This window comes from Bacteroides sp. NGMCC 1.200775 (genome assembly GCF_040798045.1).
GTDB lineage: Bacteria > Bacteroidota > Bacteroidia > Bacteroidales > Bacteroidaceae > Bacteroides > Bacteroides hominis.
In genome coordinates, this window is the sequence record NZ_JASCQK010000001.1 from 1,479,776 (window position 1) to 1,497,659 (window position 17,884).

The 17,884-nt window shown below is 49.6% G+C and carries 25 protein-coding genes and 1 pseudogene; 18 read left to right on the forward strand and 8 right to left on the reverse strand.

The genetic code is table 11. The features are described from left to right. The first annotated feature begins 280 nt into the window (after window positions 1–280). A complete protein-coding gene (locus tag QK890_RS06390; protein ID WP_007562558.1) occupies window positions 281–514 on the forward strand; it encodes a hypothetical protein in 234 nt (77 codons plus the stop codon). 423 nt (window positions 515–937) lie between these two features. Here the strand turns inward: QK890_RS06390 and QK890_RS06395 are convergent, their stop codons facing one another. Then, complete coding sequence (locus QK890_RS06395) at window positions 938–1,621, reverse strand: S24 family peptidase (protein WP_367627253.1); 684 nt, start codon at window positions 1,619–1,621, stop codon at window positions 938–940. 133 nt (window positions 1,622–1,754) lie between these two features. Between QK890_RS06395 and QK890_RS06400 the strand changes: the two genes are divergently transcribed. The 15 genes and pseudogenes from QK890_RS06400 to QK890_RS06470 all read left to right on the forward strand — a co-directional run bounded on the left by QK890_RS06400 (window position 1,755) and on the right by QK890_RS06470 (window position 9,943). After that, the gene (locus QK890_RS06400) at window positions 1,755–1,970 is read left to right on the forward strand and encodes a DNA-directed RNA polymerase subunit beta (RefSeq protein WP_117615990.1); all 216 of its coding nucleotides are present in this window, start codon (window positions 1,755–1,757) and stop codon (window positions 1,968–1,970) included. Window positions 1,971–1,991: 21 nt separating this feature from the next. Then, the gene (locus QK890_RS06405; RefSeq protein ID WP_007751501.1) at window positions 1,992–2,384 is read left to right on the forward strand and encodes a hypothetical protein; all 393 of its coding nucleotides are present in this window, start codon (window positions 1,992–1,994) and stop codon (window positions 2,382–2,384) included. Window positions 2,385–2,529: 145 nt separating this feature from the next. After that, on the forward strand, window positions 2,530–2,796 hold the full coding sequence (locus tag QK890_RS06410) for a hypothetical protein (protein WP_007751507.1): 267 nt from the start codon (window positions 2,530–2,532) through the stop codon (window positions 2,794–2,796). Between the two features lie 61 nt (window positions 2,797–2,857). Beyond that, entirely contained in the window at window positions 2,858–3,238 is a 381-nt protein-coding gene (locus tag QK890_RS06415; protein WP_007763199.1) for a hypothetical protein, read from the forward strand. 11 nt (window positions 3,239–3,249) lie between these two features. Continuing rightward, a complete protein-coding gene (locus tag QK890_RS06420) occupies window positions 3,250–5,355 on the forward strand; it encodes a hypothetical protein (protein ID WP_367627254.1) in 2,106 nt (701 codons plus the stop codon). A gap of 36 nt (window positions 5,356–5,391) precedes the next feature. Then, window positions 5,392–6,273 (forward strand): ATP-binding protein, encoded by an 882-nt coding sequence (locus QK890_RS06425; RefSeq protein ID WP_007751516.1) that lies wholly within the window; start codon window positions 5,392–5,394, stop codon window positions 6,271–6,273. Beyond that, window positions 6,270–6,527 carry a hypothetical protein gene (locus QK890_RS06430; RefSeq protein ID WP_007751518.1) on the forward strand — a complete coding sequence of 86 codons (258 nt, stop codon included), beginning with the start codon at window positions 6,270–6,272 and terminating at the stop codon, window positions 6,525–6,527. The genes QK890_RS06425 and QK890_RS06430 overlap by 4 nt, the downstream gene beginning before the upstream one ends. After that, window positions 6,496–7,158, forward strand: coding sequence for an ATP-binding protein (locus QK890_RS06435; protein WP_032558186.1), 663 nt, complete (start codon window positions 6,496–6,498; stop codon window positions 7,156–7,158). Before QK890_RS06430 ends, QK890_RS06435 begins: the two co-directional genes overlap by 32 nt. After that, window positions 7,139–7,273, forward strand: a complete 135-nt coding sequence (locus QK890_RS06440; protein ID WP_367627255.1) for a hypothetical protein — start codon at window positions 7,139–7,141, stop codon at window positions 7,271–7,273. Before QK890_RS06435 ends, QK890_RS06440 begins: the two co-directional genes overlap by 20 nt. Before the next feature lie 274 nt (window positions 7,274–7,547). After that, window positions 7,548–7,829 carry a DUF4406 domain-containing protein gene (locus tag QK890_RS06445; RefSeq protein ID WP_306434009.1) on the forward strand — a complete coding sequence of 94 codons (282 nt, stop codon included), beginning with the start codon at window positions 7,548–7,550 and terminating at the stop codon, window positions 7,827–7,829. A gap of 18 nt (window positions 7,830–7,847) precedes the next feature. Beyond that, a complete protein-coding gene (locus tag QK890_RS06450) occupies window positions 7,848–8,081 on the forward strand; it encodes a hypothetical protein (protein ID WP_007562534.1) in 234 nt (77 codons plus the stop codon). A gap of 1 nt (window position 8,082) precedes the next feature. Then, a pseudogene (locus tag QK890_RS06455) lies at window positions 8,083–8,506 on the forward strand (hypothetical protein). Between the two features lie 178 nt (window positions 8,507–8,684). After that, on the forward strand, window positions 8,685–8,882 hold the full coding sequence (locus tag QK890_RS06460) for a hypothetical protein (RefSeq protein WP_007562529.1): 198 nt from the start codon (window positions 8,685–8,687) through the stop codon (window positions 8,880–8,882). A gap of 18 nt (window positions 8,883–8,900) precedes the next feature. Beyond that, on the forward strand, window positions 8,901–9,563 hold the full coding sequence (locus tag QK890_RS06465) for a DUF3164 family protein (RefSeq protein WP_007751532.1): 663 nt from the start codon (window positions 8,901–8,903) through the stop codon (window positions 9,561–9,563). A gap of 110 nt (window positions 9,564–9,673) precedes the next feature. Continuing rightward, window positions 9,674–9,943 (forward strand): hypothetical protein, encoded by a 270-nt coding sequence (locus tag QK890_RS06470; RefSeq protein ID WP_007562525.1) that lies wholly within the window; start codon window positions 9,674–9,676, stop codon window positions 9,941–9,943. On the opposite strand, the gene QK890_RS06475 is transcribed toward QK890_RS06470, so the two are convergent. After that, complete coding sequence (locus QK890_RS06475; protein WP_007562523.1) at window positions 9,926–10,387, reverse strand: hypothetical protein; 462 nt, start codon at window positions 10,385–10,387, stop codon at window positions 9,926–9,928. The two genes, QK890_RS06470 and QK890_RS06475, sit on opposite strands and share 18 nt — an antisense overlap. A gap of 4 nt (window positions 10,388–10,391) precedes the next feature. Further along, window positions 10,392–11,015, reverse strand: coding sequence for a hypothetical protein (locus QK890_RS06480; protein WP_181975829.1), 624 nt, complete (start codon window positions 11,013–11,015; stop codon window positions 10,392–10,394). Window positions 11,016–11,083: 68 nt separating this feature from the next. Here QK890_RS06480 and QK890_RS06485 point away from each other — a divergent pair, with 68 nt between their 5' ends. Continuing rightward, the gene (locus QK890_RS06485) at window positions 11,084–11,332 is read left to right on the forward strand and encodes a hypothetical protein (RefSeq protein ID WP_007562519.1); all 249 of its coding nucleotides are present in this window, start codon (window positions 11,084–11,086) and stop codon (window positions 11,330–11,332) included. Here QK890_RS06485 and QK890_RS06490 read toward each other — a convergent pair. From QK890_RS06490 to QK890_RS06510, 5 genes are read right to left on the reverse strand one after another with little or no spacing between them, the layout of a single operon-like run. After that, on the reverse strand, window positions 11,294–12,799 hold the full coding sequence (locus QK890_RS06490) for a toxin glutamine deamidase domain-containing protein (RefSeq protein WP_117878770.1): 1,506 nt from the start codon (window positions 12,797–12,799) through the stop codon (window positions 11,294–11,296). The genes QK890_RS06485 and QK890_RS06490 overlap by 39 nt on opposite strands. A gap of 38 nt (window positions 12,800–12,837) precedes the next feature. Further along, window positions 12,838–14,190: a DUF935 family protein gene (locus QK890_RS06495; protein ID WP_007562517.1), complete on the reverse strand. Its 1,353-nt coding sequence runs from the start codon at window positions 14,188–14,190 to the stop codon at window positions 12,838–12,840. A gap of 12 nt (window positions 14,191–14,202) precedes the next feature. Then, on the reverse strand, window positions 14,203–14,628 hold the full coding sequence (locus QK890_RS06500; protein ID WP_007562516.1) for a phage protein Gp36 family protein: 426 nt from the start codon (window positions 14,626–14,628) through the stop codon (window positions 14,203–14,205). 21 nt (window positions 14,629–14,649) lie between these two features. Next, window positions 14,650–16,182 carry a hypothetical protein gene (locus QK890_RS06505; RefSeq protein WP_007562515.1) on the reverse strand — a complete coding sequence of 511 codons (1,533 nt, stop codon included), beginning with the start codon at window positions 16,180–16,182 and terminating at the stop codon, window positions 14,650–14,652. Between the two features lie 11 nt (window positions 16,183–16,193). Then, window positions 16,194–16,637: a helix-turn-helix domain-containing protein gene (locus QK890_RS06510; RefSeq protein ID WP_007562513.1), complete on the reverse strand. Its 444-nt coding sequence runs from the start codon at window positions 16,635–16,637 to the stop codon at window positions 16,194–16,196. Between the two features lie 203 nt (window positions 16,638–16,840). Between QK890_RS06510 and QK890_RS06515 the strand changes: the two genes are divergently transcribed. After that, complete coding sequence (locus QK890_RS06515) at window positions 16,841–17,881, forward strand: head maturation protease, ClpP-related (protein WP_022199168.1); 1,041 nt, start codon at window positions 16,841–16,843, stop codon at window positions 17,879–17,881. Window positions 17,882–17,884 lie beyond the last annotated feature (3 nt).

Sequence of the window (17,884 nt, forward strand, 5' to 3'; positions counted from 1 at the left end):
TTTTCTCTTTACATGGCTTACATCTGCTTTACGTTTGAGGGGCTTTTCTTCGGATATTCGGGGGATTGCTTTACATCGGGCTTGCAGATGGGGCTAAAACGGCCTGGAAGGGTTTTATTTTCGGCTGTGTGGCCGTTTTATGGCTGGGTTGATGGATTTTGTTATATGATGGTGTGAACGGCTGTGTGGCCGTTTTTTTGTGCCTATTTTTAAAGATGTTGCCTTAAAATTCTTCCAAATAAGTATTATTTGGTATATTTGCAGCATAATAGAAACGAATATGGCAAAAGTGATTCATGTGCATTTGCTGCATAAAATAGACGGGACGAAGCAGAAAGATTGGTATTTCAGCAGTATATCGGCTGTTTATACGGTTCTGACTGCAGATCAGGTGGGAGCAACCAAGAATTACCTGCTTCATGCCGGACTGTCTGGTAACGGCACAATATGCACGAAAAAGGCTATAATTAAGCAATCTACGCTCATTTCGGGCGGTAGTAAGGGCAATGGTTAGAACGACATAATAACGCCGTTAGAAAGGCTTGTAGGCGTTATTTCTTTGAATGCTGATTGGGGAGCTTATGGCTCCCCTTTTTTATGCCCTTACGGGTGGTAATTTTGAGTTTAGGGTTACTATTACGGTTACTGTTTAGGGTTACTACTTTAATGAGTTTAGGGTTACTTTTAGGGTTACTTTTTCGGATTTTGTAGGGTTCGCCCGAAATAGGAAAGAATGTAGTAAAAGAAAATAAGTGCCGTTTTTCGTTGTTTTCAGATAGGAAAAACGACACTTATTTTATCGATACACATTATATATATAGCGTGAAGCCTTTGATTTACAGTTGTTTTTGCATTCTGATACTCTGTAAATGCCTTGAAAAGTGTGTGCGTGCGTCTTATTGTGCCTGTTGGGTGATATGACGCATGTGCTTCCTCATTAGAAGAACTTGCTGATGCTTCCAATGACTTCAAAGACATTCATGATGCGTGATTTGTCGAATTCCTGCTCATCGTAGTCCTCTGTATTAATGGGAATGAAGCGCAACTTGCTTGGATCCGGCGACCTGCGCAGGATTTTGATGGTACGGATGGTGTCCAATACCACTGCATAGATTTCTCCATACTGGATGTCGTTGAGTGTGCATTGTCGCAGGGCGATGATGTCGCCATGGTTTATTTTGGGCTCCATGGAGTGGCCGGTGACATTGCACCAGAGGCTGGCTTTTTCGAATCCCCTTATTACGATGTTGGTGGCGGGTATGTTTACCTGAGAGTTGAACACCTCATCGAATCCCCCAATAAAGTCCACATCGTAGTATGGTGTGCCGACAGATGGGTTCATGGATGTGGTAGGCATGAACGAAGGATTGGCTTCGTCTATTGCTTTAATGCCGTTCAAATCATCTTTCAACATGCTTCCTGCACCAGTTAGCAGCCATCCTGTTGAATATCGGGGATAATTTTCAACTATTATACTAAGCCATTTGGCTTGAATGTCGGTCCCGTTATTGATTGCTCTTGAAAGCACGCCTTTACTTGCGCCAATAGTTCTTTCCATGGCGCCAATAGTTATCCCCTCATTGGAGGCTATTTCTTGTATTCTTGATAAAATATTGCCCATAATTGAAAATTATCCCCGTTTTTATTTCGAGGGTTGAAAATTATCACTATATTTGCAGCGTGTTTAAGATGTAAACAGCGCGCCAAATATACAAAAAATGCGTGTGATTAGCGAATTTTAAGGATTAAAGTAAATGAAAGCAAAAGTAATTATAGCTCAAGCAACAGCAGAGACCGCCGAAACTCTTTACGGACTGGTCAAGAAGATGGTAGATACAACAGCAATCAAGGCTTATCCCAGTGTAGATTATCAGGCAGTTTTCTTTTCAGCTGATAGATACGACTTAGACTTTGTAAAAAGAGTATTGGCGGATAAGTGCTTTTCTTTCAAAATTGAAGATGCAGAATAATACAATAAAATAAGTGAGTTTATGACACAGCAAGAATTTATGGAACGGACGGGGATAACCCCTACAGCAGAGGATTTTGATTACATCCATGCGGTTTATCTGAACACTTCGATGAACAAGGATGAGTTCTGCAAAGATTTCAAGAAACATGGGGACAGCCGGATTATCCGCGATGTCCATGTACGGGTGCTGAACTATGAGATGAAATGTGAACGGCAAAAGGAAGTTATCGGCAACCTGACCGACTTCCTGATTGGAAAGGCGCATGCGTATGACGATACCGATTTCCGCAAAGAAGCGGTAGGGCTGGTCGGTGAGATGGAAGTGGTGAAACGGACCATTGAATTGGGGCTTCCGCTTTGGGATGAAGACAGGATGGTTGTCCTTTCGATGATAGAAGAACAAGGCAAATAGATTGCCGGATAACTGGCAGCCCGGAAAGACGGGCAGGGGCGGCAGGCACGGCCGGAGAGTTGGTAAATCGAAATAAGAAAGCGTAGAAAGCCGTCGGGGTTCGATTCCCCGCGCCCCACGATATAAACTTTTAAAATTTAGAGTTATGGCAAAGAATTTCAATCCGAGAACAGCAGAGAGTCTGTTCAAACAGAAGTTGCGCACGATGATAGGCAGTACGGCACATACGCAGAATATTGCCGACCAGGCGATGGAGCTGGCTGGACAATTCATGACGGAGGATGAGATAAGCAACTCGGATGCCTACCGGGTGATAGAGAATGTGAGCTGTGTGTGTGAGGAAGCGATGCAGGTGCTGGTCGAAGAACTGCAGAAAGGGACACGCCTTCATGAAATACTGACGGGTGATTAGGAAATAGCGGAAGCCGTTGAAAACCTTTGAACGAACGATAACGATTAAAAAGTATGACGATATGAGAAAGCAGATTTTGACAGATAACGAGACCAAGACCTTCTTGATGAAGACATTCGGATGCAGCCGTCAGGCTGTGTGGCAAGCACTGAATTTTGTCCGTGACAGCGATCAGGCGCGCCGGATACGCACTCTTGCCCTGAAGCGAGGCGGCAAACTGACTGACGGGAACTTCATCCCGAACTGCGAAACCACCTTTGAAGAGTGCGAGAAAACCATGACCTGCACCTTCGGTCCCCGTGTAAAACTGGTAGTCCACCGGAAGACCAACGATGTGGACGTATACGTGGACGGAAAACGGACCGAAACCTACCAATGTGAGTTTGTATCAGACTTCATGCAGCTGCAGCACGAGACCCAACAGATGGCAGCCGCCTTATAAACAGAAATGAAATGGAGTATTATGGAAAGATATTGTGCATATCCTACAATGACCTGACCTACGACGACCGACCGGTGATGGTGAACGGGAAGGCTGACTACAGCAGAAGCCGCACGATGAAAGGCGTTCATCCTTCCACTCTTTCCGAAGAAGAACTTGCTCCCATCCTGTCGGTACCCAATTACAAGAAATTAGCGGCCAAGAAAGAAATCAACGTAGTGCGACCCGGCAAGGGGCTTGGAAGCTATGCACTGGTAGAGATAGCGACCATGCCACTGCGGTTTCAGGAAAGGATAAAACTAAAATACGGAGACATGAAAGAGGACGTTATAAGAAATTGGCTCGGCAGCCATTACCACATCGATGCGAAAGCCCGGGATTTTTACACCCGGTTCCGTTTTGACAACGGAGATACACTGCCACCGGAACACATCCAAGAATATACGGTAAACGCTTCGGTAATTGAGGCAGTGATGCGTGCCATGGAGGATGCCACGTTTATGCGAAAGGCCATGAAGGCCGGGCCGGTGAACTGGGGCGAACTGGCAGGAGCCATCAGTTACTATCAAGCAGAGTTCGGACATACCTTGCCTGTGAGTTCCAACCGCTTCAAGAAGCGTGTGAATGACTTCAAGGCCAACGGCTACGAAAGCCTTATCAGCCGCAAGTTCATGAACCAGAACCGAAGGAAGGTGACCTACGACATTGAACGCCTGCTGCTGAGCATCGATGCCCAACCGGAGCAGCCTTTCAATACCACTGTGTGGGAGCAGTACAATCTATTTGTACAAGGAGAACTGGAGCTATATGACCCCGAAACCGGCGAGGTGTTGAATCCGGCAGACTTTACCGACAAGGATGGAAATCCGCTGGTATTGAGCCCGGCCACAGTAGCCAACTACCTGAACAACCCCAAGAACAAGGCCCTTCGCGGTAAGCTGCACATGAGCCAATGGGATTTCAACAATGCCTACCGTCCTTATCATCTGCGCAGCATCGGTGAATATTCCTTGAGTAAGGTTTCTCTTGACGACCGCGACCTGCCGCGCCCAATGAAGGATGGCAACCGAGTGAAAGCCTATTATGCCTACGATGTGGTGAGCGGTGCTGTGGTGGGATATGCCTACAACCGGTACAAGACTACCGAGTTGTTTTTGGACTGCATGCGAAACATGTTCCAGACCCTGGACCGGAACGGCATGTATATCCCCGCCGAGCTGGAAGTGGAACACCACCTGGTAAGTGACTTTGCCGACGGCTTGATGCAAGCCGGTACCGTTTTCCCCCTGATCCGCTGGTGTAACCCCGGGAACTCTCGTGAAAAACGTGCCGAGCACAAGAACCGCGAAAAGAAATACGGTGTGGAGAAACGCACGCAGGTAGGTATCGGCCGATGGTATGCCAAGCTGGAGGCCAACCGCCCGAAGGAAGAAAAGGTGTATGACGAAAAGAACAACACCTACAAGGTGAAGACCTATAGCTATGAAGAACTGGTAGCCGATGATATACGCGCCATCCAGACCTTCAACGCGCAGCCTCACCCCAACCAAAAGCGCTATCCGGGCATGAGCCGTTGGGATGTGCTTTGCGCCCATCAGAACCCGAACCTTGCACCTTGGGACAAGGCCGTTCTTTACCGGTTCATCGGACAGCACACCGAAACAACCATCCGGCAGAACACCTACTGCACGGTGATGTACAACCAATACGGACTGCCCAGCCCGGAAATCATCGAAAAGCTGGAGCCGAGGAACTACAAGGTAGATGCCTATTATCTGCCCGATGCCGACGGAACCATCAACGAGGTATATATCTACCAGAACGGACGATATATCGCCACCTGCAAGCCCGTAGCCCGTTACAATGAGAATACAGCCGAGCAGACCGAGTACGACAAGGCAGCCTATACCGAACAGTCCAAGTATGTAGCTCAATTCGACAAGATGATGAAGGACGGCAAGATCAAGCGTGTGGGCATCCTTGCCAAAGAGGAAGCAAAGCTGATAACAGAGGTACAGGCGGAAGCCGTTCCCCTTCCTGCACAAGCCGAGGAAGAAGATTACTCAGCCTATATGGACATCAGTGCCTTCGAGCATGATGCAGTAGCCAAGATATAATTAACGACGTTAGAACGAATTTAAAACAGCATTCAAATGGAAATAACAAATGAAGTAAAGCAACGTATTGTGGCAGCGATAGCCGCCGACCGTGAAAATTATCCCAGTGACAACCGCCATGCCACGGCACTGGGCATAGCCCCCAGCGTTTACAATGCCATCAAGCGGGGCAATTATGAAAAGCAGGTCAGTGATGCCAACTGGGTAGGTATAGCCCGAAGATTAGGCGTGCAACTGCGTACAGAAATACCTTGGCTGGCAGCACAGACCCCGACCTACGTGTTTGTGAGCAAGCAGCTGGAAGTGTGCCAGGGAAGCGGGCTGAGTGCCATCCTGTGCGATATGCCCAATATCGGCAAGACCTTTACAGCGAAAGCTTACGTGAAGCAGCACAAGCACGCCGTATATGTGGACTGCAGCCAGGTGAAGACCAAACTGAAGCTGATACGCTACATTGCCAAGGAATTCGGTGTGACCAGCAACGGACGCTATAGCGACGTGTATGAGGATCTGGTGGCCTACCTGCGCACGATTGATACGCCCCTGGTTATCCTGGATGAAGCCGGGGACCTGCAGTATGAAGCCTTCCTGGAGTTAAAGGCGCTTTGGAACGCTACGGAACGCTGCTGTGCCTGGTATATGATGGGTGCCGACGGATTAAAGGAGAAGATCAACCGCGCCATCGAAGGCAAGAAGGTGGGCTATACCGAAATGTTGAGCCGCTACGGTGACTCCTACAGCAAGGTGACCCCGGACGATGCGCAGGAACGCGAAAAGTTTCTGAAGGCACAGGCTGCCATCGTCGCAAAAATCAATGCCCCGGACGGTGCCGACATTGCCAAGATTGTTCATAGCACCGGAGGCGGCTTGCGGCGCGTATATACCGAAATCGAAAAATTAAGGAGGATGCAGGCATGATAAGCAAGATAGAAATGCAAGCGATGGATGCTGTTATCGGTATCCATCGCGAGATGAGAAAAGCGAATGAGATAGACTGGGAACAGCGCAGATATGAAATTGCCAAAAGCATGCTTCCGGTAGTAAGAAGCAATTCATCAGGTATAATGTCTATAAAACAAGTTGCCAGACTTGCTGTGGACTATGCTGATGCTCTTATTGAAGAATTGAAAGGAGGTAACCGTGAAACTGAAGAGAGCCTACAGTCCCGGTGAGGTGCTGAACATGAAGATTCCCCGGTTCGAGTTTTCCGGGGACTGGCAAACCTCGATAGGCAACCCGGCCAAGAGCGGCGTGTGGATTATTTGGGGAGCCAGCGGAAACGGTAAGAGCAGCTTTGTGATGCAGCTGGCCAAGTACCTGTGTAGCTTCGGACGCGTAATTTATGACAGTTTGGAAGAAAGTACCGGTTTGTCGTTCCAGATGAGCCTGAAACGGCACAAGATGGGTGAAGTGAAAAAGAAGCTGATTATCCTTGACCGGGAACCGATGGAGCAATTGGAGGAACGGTTACGGCGCAGAGGCAGTCCCGGAATCGTGATTATCGACAGCTTCCAATACAGCGGCTTGAACTACAAAACCTACAAGGAGTTCAAGGAACGTCATCCCAAGAAACTGTTTATCTTCATCAGCCATGCCGAGGGGCTTCATCCGGCAGGTAGAAGCGCCCGCAAGGTGGAATATGATGCCGATGTGAAAATCATGGTAAGCTGTTTCAAAGCCTGGTGCAAAAGCCGCTTTATGGAGCGGCCCGGTGAGCCCTACGTGATATGGGAAGAAGGTGCTGCCAAAACATTGAAGGACGATAATATGGAGGATTATTTGAATGATGGAATGGGAGAATAAGCTGTACCAGATACTCCTGAAAGAACAGGAAGCGGAGGCCGTGGTGGACGATTGGGTAGAACGTAACATACAAAGCGACCTCCGTCTGCGCAGGCCAAGACAAAGGGACACGTAGTGATAGAAACCAGGGATGTGATGTTTGCTCGGAATATTCAGGTATGGCATCCGTCCTGCCAAATAAACATTAAAGATTTGAAGTGATGGAAAAGAAAGAAGAAAAGAAAGTGTGCTGCATCTGCGGCAAAGAGTATGAGGGCTACGGATACAATCCGTTCCCGGTGAAAGAAGAAGGCTGCTGCTGCCAATCGTGCAACTACAGTGTGGTGGTTCCGGAACGGTGGGAACGACACAAGGCTTTTCAACGTGGTGAAGCGACCGGTGCCGGGAAAGTGTACATCAGCGGAGCCATCGCGCACTATGATATGAATGAGCGCAAGGAAGCCTTCAGCCGTGCCGAGGAGAAACTGATGGCACAAGGCTATGATCCTGTAAACCCTTTCAGGAACGGATTGCCGGATGAAGCTCATTGGAGAGCCCACATGCGGGCCGACATTGCCCTGTTGCTGGCTTGTGACTATATCTACATGCTGAAGGACTGGGAACTGAGCAAGGGAGCCAAACTGGAGCTTGACGTAGCCAGTTCGTGTGGCATTAAAGTATTGTTTGAATAACCTTTTAATAGTGAATGTATGGAAGAAAAACAGAAAGTTCAGGTCGTATTTGAATTTGACCGTTCCGAGTATGACGCGTATCTCTTTTTGATGAATCAAAAGAAGACGAAAGAGGTAGAGCAAATATGGAACACCATGAGCGGTGAGCCTGTGGTTGCGGATATTGATTTGTTTGAAGAGGACAGCCAGTCTGTAAAACTTATGATGATAAGTTTGGCAATTCTTTCAGTGGAGAAAAAAGTGAAAGGATGATATGGTACAGGAAGTAACCAATTTCGCCCGGTTCTATGCATTGTTCAACAAACTGCCTTATCAGGGCGATCGGGAGGAATTCAAAAAAACAAATCGTGCTGCAGTACACGTGGAACCGGACAGACAGTCTGAAGGAAATGACGGCCAAGGAGTATGAAGTTTGTTGTACTGCTCTGGAGAAACTGAGCGGACAAGACGAATGGCGGCAGAAACTTCGCGAGGAACTGCGACGGAAACGCAGCGTCTGCCTGAAGCTGATGCAACAGTTGGGTATAGACACCACCGACTGGAACCGGGTGAACGAATTCTGCAACAACCCCCGGATAGCCGGCAAGCCCTTTGTTCAGGTTAGTACAGCCGAGCTGGAACAACTGGCCATCAAACTGCGGGCTATCCAACGAAAAGGAGGTTTAACCGATAAATAGAGCAATATGGATAAAAAAGCACATGAAGCGCTTGAGCGCATAAGAAAAGACGTGACCCTTACGACATCCGATATGGAGAACCAGGATGCAGCGGAGTTTTTCAACGAACTGGCCGACTGGGCGTATGCCAATGGGGAGGCCATGCTGATAGACGATGAACCGGAAAAGCAGGATGATTATGAGGATAGATGACCAAGACAAGCTGATAAAAGCGGGGTTCTGTATAATACGAAAGGATGATTATCCAGGCCCGAGGATAAAGATGTGTACCGGCATAAACGGTGGCTGGAAGACATACAAGAAGTTTGAAACCAAAGCAGAAAGAGACAGGACATTCGCTTTGCTGCTGAAGGATGACAAAGTAATAGCTGATTAACAACTAAAATGATTTAAAATGGAAAAGAACAATCAAAGTGTGGACATCAAGTCCCTGAGTAAAGAACAGCGAGCAGCCCTCATGGCCCAGCTGCAGCAAGAAGAGAAAGAAGACCGCATCGCCCGTCGTGAAACTTACGAGGCATTACGCGGTGAGTTTATGCACGAAGTAAAGACCAACGTTCTTGAGATGGTGAATGCCGTGACCGGGTTCCGCGGATGGCTGGAAAAAGAAGCCGATGCCTTTACCAAGGTGATGAAGGAATACGGCCAGGTGAAAAGCGACGAACAGCGCAGCTATACCATTACGGACGGAGACTTCCGTCTGGAAGTGAAAAGCAACAAGGTGAAAGGCTTCGATGAACGAGCCGACATGGCAGCCGACCGTCTGATTGACTATTTGAAGCGCTACATGCAGAACAGCGAGAAAGGTTCTGATGATCCGATGTATCAGATGGCCATGACCCTGCTGGAGCGCAACAAGATGGGCGACCTGGACTACAAGAGCATTTCAAAGCTGTATGAACTGGAAGATAAGTTCGATGAAGAGTATGCAGACATCATGCGCCTGTTCAAGGAAGCTAATGTAGTGCAGCGCAATGCCACCAACTACTACTTCAGCCGCCGCAACCCTGAAAACGGCGTATGGACCCGCATTGAACCCAGTTTCTGCCGTTTGTAGCCGAAACCCGTTAACCCTATAAACAGAAAGCGCCGCAGTTGTTATAATTGCGGCGCTTTTGTTCTTAAAATAGATGGAAATCAGTTATTTTTGTAAGAGAAATAAAATGTATGGGCAAAGGACGGGATAAAGAACTGATCAAGCTGCGTGACGAGGCACTATGCCGTCGTTACTACTATTGGACAGAAATACAGCGGTTGCGGTTCGACGATGCTTTAAAAGTGTTGTCGGAGCGCGAATTCTTTATATCCGAGGAACGTATCATGACCATCATCCGCCGGAAATCACGTGAGGGAACAGACTACAATCTGAAGCCTGTTCCCAAGGTGAAAGCCCCCCGTCTGACTGCCGCCCAGCTGGAACTATTCCCCATAAGATGACGGCATGGCCGATTCATCGTGCAGTGTGAATGAGAACGTCATTTCATAGACCTTGATGTAATGCGGCATGGCATACGAACGGCTTTTCTCGCGTACCAGCGGCGAAGCGTTGTCCGTGCATTGCAGACACTGCAGCGACTTGTATAATTTCTTGGCCAGCTGCTGCCTTTCCCTCACCTTGTCATACGTGCCGGATGCGTAGCTTGTATCGTCGTAACAATCGATGGCCAGCCGGACGGTCAGTGCGGATTCGCTTTTCTGTGCCCCGTATCCGAGGTCGTGCCAGTCGGAGTTTGTATTTCCGATTAATACACAAGGGAAAGTGACCGGGTACTGGTCTTCTTCTGCTCCCATTTCCAATTGTCCGTAGTCCTCGTCGATGAGAGAGAGTTCCGGCATTTCCTGTGCAATCTGTTCCATGATTGCGATAAAAATTTCGTCCATATCGTTATTGGTTTAAAATGTTGGTAATTTCCTGGTCCACCTTTTCCCGGATACGCCGGTTCAATTCTTCGCTTTCGCCCATGAACTGGCGCTGCGGGATGCGGATGTGCAGTTTCTTTTTTTGGGTAAGCGCCATGTTCCTCCAGAATTGTGCCTGCGGATTCAGTTCCTTCGGCTTGGAACGTCGTTTGACGCGTTTCTTTTGCCCTGTGCCGGCTTTTTTTCTTTTTCCCGAAGCCTTGTAGAACTTGGCCCATGCAAAGCGCCTCATGCGGTCTGTGACGGTGACATCGATTTCCCCGCCCCAGTTGTTGATGGGTGCATAGACCACCTCGTTGAATACCCTTACCCGGTAGTCTGCAGGTGTATATCCGACCGATTTGAACAGATGTTTCCTGCCGGAGAGCAGCGTTCCATAATTGCTGGCGGCATCGGAACCTCCCGAGGACAGCCGTTTGGCTTTGGGCCAAGGGTGAAGACCGCCATTGACAAATCCACCCTGCCGGAAGTTATCCTGAAAATGGTCTTTGGCCATTCGTCCTACCATGACTGGCATTTTGCGGCGCATCATACTGTCCAGCCTGTCACGTTTCCGCTTTATCATTTCCGTAAAATCTTTTATGTCCATAATCATCAGTAATTCAAGAATAATTTATAACTTTGCAACCGAGGCTTCCAATATGCCTTTTATGCGTTATGAATATACCGGAACAAGTAAAGAACGAGGCCCGTGTACTTATTGAGCAATACGGTGACACCTTCGAATACCTTGGTATTTATGAAGGCCAGGAAGCCTATGTGTTCAAGTTTCCGGGGGACTCCTGTACCGGTTATCCTTTCGTCTATCTGTATGACGGTAAAGACGCAACCGAAATAACCGGTCCGTTATCCCTTGACGTTATCGATTCATGTATCGAAAATATCGAGGAAGGAGACATCGAATAGCTTATTGTCAATTCTCAGGACTCCCCTGCAGTTGTGGGAAGTCGCAGCTCCTATTTCACATAAATATTTTACGTCTTTCCATTCCATTCCTGAACCGGCAGAATTATCGCTTTGGGGTTCGATATACCTTAGTTCACCATCCGCAAACCGTTGCAGGATTGTAGCATGACCTCCTCCACTTTTCCAGCCGATGCACAATTCATACACGCCTTCTTCCTTACATACCTCATTGAAATACTCCATGTACCTTTTAGGGGTCATTTTCAGGTATCCTTTGTGCGCAAGCCAGCTGTTTATACTTATATGTTGCGCCGGAGTACCGTCGGTGTTTTTCCAGACTTCAAAAGCACGTCCATTACTCAGATATTCAAGTTTAGACCCTGCGACATTGCCTTTGGCGGTAATATCCCATCCACGTAATCGTAAAGCGTATGCCGGTGCGCAAGTCTGGCAGTTGATACTGTATGGAGTATCCCGTTTTTTATCGTAATCGCTGTTCTTCCGGTATCTGTTTCCCCTTTTATCGCGGTATATTCCTTTGGAATCCAAAATATACTCTTCCACATGTTTGGGATTTGCATTCTGTTTGTCCGCCTTATCCACATCCATAGGTTTTCCTTTTTTGATTTTAAGAGCCTTTTCCATTTCGAGGTTGTTCCGGGCAATGGCCATTTTTTCCTCCCCGGTAAGGTAGTCCGGCATTTCCGCAATCATCTCGTCAATACGGGCCATAAGTTTATCCACCGCTTTTTGGGCACCCTTGTGGGCTTCTGCCTGATATGGATGATTGTCGGAAAACAGTTTGCCGTCCGTTCCCGGATTGTTATCCAGTCCGGGCTGGGGTTTGTTCTTGTCGTCTTCGTCCGGAAGTGGTGTCGGCTCCTCGTCGGTGGCAGTGAGGTCGCACTTGCAGTTCCACCGGTCGCCCGGTCGGTGGATGTTCCAGAACGTGTCATCAATCGGCCGGATGGTATTCCAGAACGGGCGGTGGTCAGCCCCCGGATGAATGGAGGTGGACGGTAGCCATTTGAGGTTGGGCAGAATATCGCGTTCGCGCAGGAACTGTTGCCAGTCAGCCGCCTGATGCGCCCGGATGACCGCCGTATCATACTCCGTCTGCAGCCAGTGACGAACCTGATGGGAAGCAATGGGCAAGACTTCCTGTACCCATTTGTCGAACGGTTTTAAAATGCCGTTTGAATCCAATAAAAGTCGTGCCATGTCATTCTGCATACGATGTACCTTGAATGCCGAGAATACGGCATTGTTCCGGAGTATGGCATTTCTGAAATCCTCGTCCGGAGTAATGGCCTTGGATTTGCTGAACCCTTCCTTTGCCGCCTTGTCCATCTTTGCCCATATTTCATTGAACAGGTTGATTTCGATTTCGGTTGCCGGATGAAAGTCCCTGCTGTATATGTTCAGCAAGGCACGCCGCAGCACCTCTTCGGAGAAGTCAAACTCCATGGAGATGCTGCCATTATCAGCCGCATACAGTCTGTCGACTACCAGTCTAAAGCTGCCCCGTCTGCCGGGGCTTTCACGAAAAAACCTTTGAGCCAGTTCCGGAAGTTTCTTTTCTGTTTCGGTGTCGGTTCATCATCCCGTCCCTTATTCGCTGGCTCCGGCTCCTTCTTCGGGCTTGGAATCTGGTCGGCTTGTTCAGCCGTCTTTTGTTCCGCCTTCAGCTGCTCGTAATTGGCCGGTTTGTCGATACCGAATTCCTCATAGAGATAGTCGTCGTCGATGGGGATGTTGAAGTTCTTCTTCAGCTGCGTGAGGATGGATATTTTGGTACCGGCATCCGTTTCCTTCGGTTCGGGGAAACAGAACGTACCCCCTTCGGTGTTGATGCCCATGCGCAGCAGAATGTCCGTCATGTCGTAATTCAGCACGTTGAGCACGTACTTCCGGTCGGCCTCCAGTACCTTGTCCTCTACTTTCTTATGAACCGTACCCAAAGCCTGCGTGCCTTTTTCGGACGATTCGGTGGTCAGCGTATTGCCCAGTATCAGTTTGGAAATTTCGTTGTTGCACCGCTCGCAGAGGCGTTCATAGACATCGGCAGACCCTGTTTTGTTTCCGGCTTCCGTGAGTTTGAGTTCCGTGTCCTTGGCATGGAAGAACTGCGCCAGACTTCCGGCATTGGCCGCATCCTCCATGGCCCGCTGGCGTGACTCGTCGTCGTCGGAATCATAGATATATTCCTGGATAGGCATGCCGAATACCTCGGAGAACTGTGCCCAGTCGCCCGTAGTGTTACGTTTGTAGATGACCCAAGGTGCAGCCTTGGCCAACAGCCCCAAATCGGACGGTGAACCCACAAACAGCAGGTCGGTATATTCATTCCAGGAATGGCCGGTAATGTCCGTCTGGTGGCGCAGGATGAGTTCCCTGACCGGATCCACATGCTTGCGTGGTACCAGGTCATAATCCACCCACTCCTGCAGCTTGTAGAACTGGCAGAGCGAGAAGCCCCAGAATTTCGCATCAAGGATGTCACCCACCAGCCGGTTGAACCAGGGCGACTGTATCTGTTCGTTGATTTTATCGTCGGGCTTCCCGTCCACCCGGAATTCCATGTTGGAGCACAGCACGGCATTCTTTCGCTTTTCGAGCACACAGGAAAGGTGGGTATCCATCAGAATGTCCTCGTAGAGGTCATAAAGTTTGTAACGTCGCGAGAAATCGACATTCTCGGCCACCCTTACGGCTGCCATGTAGTCGGAAATGTCCAGCCCGAAGCGTTTGGGCTGTGTGAGCACAATCACATTCGGTCTCTTTTGTCCCGGCAACGTGAAGTTTCCCCCTACGGTGATGATGCCGGCTTTGTTGTTTTTTCTGTTTTTCTTTTTCATGATGCTTGCTTTTTACCAGTGGTTCGTTCGTTTGCGGTTGCTTTGAATGCGGAAATCCGACCTGCCCGCCCTTTGTTCCTCGGGCAGCAGCGGAGCCCCTTCGATTGAAATGTCCTCGTCGGCCACCGCCTTCATCCATTCCACCGCCCGTTCGTAACGATCCTTGCGTACCTGGGAAAGTTTCTGCGGGTTGTGGATGCAGAAGATGTGATAGACCGCCATGTCGATGACCATCATCAGCACGAGCTGGTTACGGTTCTCGCCGGTGGCTGCAAAAATCTTGTTGCAGTCGTAGCGTTTGCCCAGATAACACCGCATTTCGGCAATGGCCCTGTCCTCGCAAACCTCAATGACCGTTTCGTCTTCGCGAACCAGTGCGTCGAGGATGTCTCGGTGGATGCTCGCATCGTAATCGGTAAGTTCAACAAATTTGCTCATAGTCCTATTGTTTTAGAGTTGTCATAATCTTTTCTTATTCCGTTTTCTTACATCCTTCCGTGATCGGAATACGGGCGGTTCAATGCGCCTGATCAGTTCGTCAATGATACGGTTCGCCCCTTCGACCGCATCCGGTCCGTCGGCCGGATAGCGCATGGTCAGGGTGAACAACTTGAACTGATCCTCCAGTTCCTTCATGTGCGGATTGTCCCGTTCAGCCTCGTTGAGGATGAGGTTCCCCTCGCGGTTGAGCGGTTCAAGGTTGGCCTCGATGCGCGTAGCCTTGTCCGTCTTCTTCTCCTCGTCGCCCCGGATGAACAGCGCAATCTTCTGTTCGCGGCGTACTTTTGCCACCAGCGGTTTGAACACCTGTTGGAAGAAAGGGTCCTGCAGCTTGTTGTTCTCCATGTAGCAATAGACATTGGTCTTGCCCCCGACAAATTCAAGCATCCGGACATACCAGTCAATGAACTCCGCATTGAGCGCCTGTGCCAGGAAAGTCTTGATGACGTAAAGCCTGCCACCCAATTTGCCACAGAGCGAAACCGTCTTGAAGGATTTGCCTTTCTTACCCTTGCTTTCGCCCGGTGCCGGGTCGCCATACACCACGAGGAACTTGAATTTGGAGAGTGCCGGAACCTTGCCGTATGCAATGTTTTCGAATACCTCTCCCACGGAAATCGGGTTGTTGAAATATTCTCCCTGTGCCGCCTTTTTGGATATTTTGGACAGTGTGCGGTCGATGTCCTCTTCCGAGTTCTTTTCCGGCCATGTGGAAAAACCGTTTTTGTCGCGGATGTTCACGATGTCCCAGGAGTCGGCCATTTCGCCCGCCCTCACCACGCAGCAGTCCTTGGCGATGATGTTTCCGCAGAAGATGACCAGTGTAGGTTCGGAAATGGACCTTGTGGGATACAGCGCATTTTCCCACCAGTCCCAGCGCTTCTGGATGATGTCCGGGTTCTTGGTATCCTCGTCCGTATCAAAGTCATCGACCAGCAGTACGTCGGGACGTATGGCCTCGTTTCGCGAACCACGCGGAGATTGTCCGGCACCCAGTGCGCGGAAAGAGACCTTCCCTTTGGTGGTGAATTCATCCTCGGTCCATGAGCCCGGCAGTTCCTGTTTGCCGTAGTATGCCATGATGCGTCCGTTGGCTTCGAGATTGGCCCGGTAGGGATCGAGCAGGCGCACCGCATTGTCCTTGCTGTTGGAGGTCAGAATCACATTCTTTTTGCGTCCGGTAAGCGTGAGATTCATGACGATGAACATGGTGACGGTGGATTTGGCCAGCTCACGGCTCCAAGAAAGCACCTCAAACCATTCATCGTGTGCAATGATCCGCCGGATAGCCTTTTTCTGGAAGTCGGCAAATTCATATTTGACATAATTCGGAAAAAAGAACTTGATCCATTCTATGGGATGTTTCTCAAGATATTCCCGGTGTTTTTCCCGTTCGGCTGCCGTCATGTTCCTATCGACCGGTGTAGCCCTTGCGATGTCTTCTTTGTACTTCTCCCAATCGAGGAGAGCGAGTCTGTCAGTCTGTTTCATTGTCTATCCCTTTATAATTTGTCTTTAATGTACGCATCGGCCAGGCGTGTAATTTCCTTTGCCTTTTCGAGGTCGGCCGCCCGTACCCAGTCGATGAGCCCGGTGAGGACACTGATGATGTCGGCAATGCCCACTTCCTGCTCCATGTTGCGTATGGCCGCCGACAGTTTCCCGAGGATGTCAGCCTCCTTGGATGAGGGGAACCGTTCCCCTTCGGGCCGTTCGGCGATGGCCTTGTTTATTTCGGCCACCTGCCGGTAGAGGTTAGCCACCTGTTCCTGCCTTGTGAGCGTAAGCCCCACCTTCTGTTCCTCCCACTTCCCGGCCCGTACCCAGTTGGACACGGACACCCGTGACACGCCCACCCGGTCGGCGATTTCCTGCTGTGTGAGGTTTTCCTTGAGGTACAAAGTTTTTGCCCATTCCTTTTTCTGGGCATTCGTCAAATCTGCCATAAATCGTCCTTTTTAGTTGTAAATCACGTTACAAAATTGCATGAAAAAGCGGGGTTTGTAAAAGCGCGTACGCATGATGACGGGTTACAGCGTTATGATAACGCCAGAAAACGTTATGATGCGGACGCGGTTTCTTGGTGCCATGGGAATGTTCTATTTTCGCACCATCGAAAGGCGGGGAAACCGCTGGTAAAGACATGACGATGAGCAGATTTTTCAATATTACAACGAGTGACGACGGCACCAGTACGATATTCCTGTACGGGGACATCGGAGACTATACGGAGGTGCAAAGCGGGCGCATAGCCCAGGAACTGATGGAAGCCGAACGCGTGAGCCGACGCATCCATGTGCGTATCAACAGCAACGGCGGGGAAGTGTACAGCGGCATTGCGATATTCAACGCCCTGCGCCATAGCCAGGCCGACATCCGCATTTATGTGGATGGCATAGCCGCCAGCATGGCCAGTGTGATAGCCCTTTGCGGCAAGCCCGTAGAAATGAGCAAATATGCCCGTCTGATGCTGCACAGTGTGAGCGGCGGGTGTTACGGCAACAAGCAGGACCTGCAGCGTTGCATGGAAGAGATAGAAAGCCTGGAAGGCAGCTTGAGTGAAATCTATGCCGAGCGGCTGGGCATGAGCAAGGAAGAAGTGAAACAGACCTATTTTGACGGCGAGGACCATTGGCTGACCGCCAAGGAAGCCCTGGACCTTGGTTTCATAGACGACATCTATGATGCAGACCCCGTGCCGGCAGACAGTACACCGGCGCAGATATATACTTTATTCAATAACCGGCTCGTTGAGCCACAAAAAAACAGAGAAGACATGAATCTGGAAGACGTAAAGAAACGCCCGCGCTTCAAGGACTGCGCGAGTGATGCGGATGTGTTCCGCCTGATGGACCAACTGGAGGAAGAGGCAGGCAAGGTACCTATCCTTACGAAAGAGAACACCGACCTGAAGGCCAAGGTGAAGACCTACGAAGACAAGGCTGAAGCCGAAGACCTTGCCGCCCGCAAGCAGCTGCTTGACGCAGCCGAGCAGGACGGTCGCATTGATGCGACTACCCGCCCCATCTACGAAAACCTTTTGGCCAATGACCGCGAGAACGGCGAAAAGGCCCTGGCCCAACTGCCGGTAAAGCGCCGTGTGATGGAAGACCTGCATCTGGAACCGAATGGTGAAGAAAGCCCCTGGAACAGGCGTATGCGAGAAATTAAGGACAAACGTAAAAAGTGATTG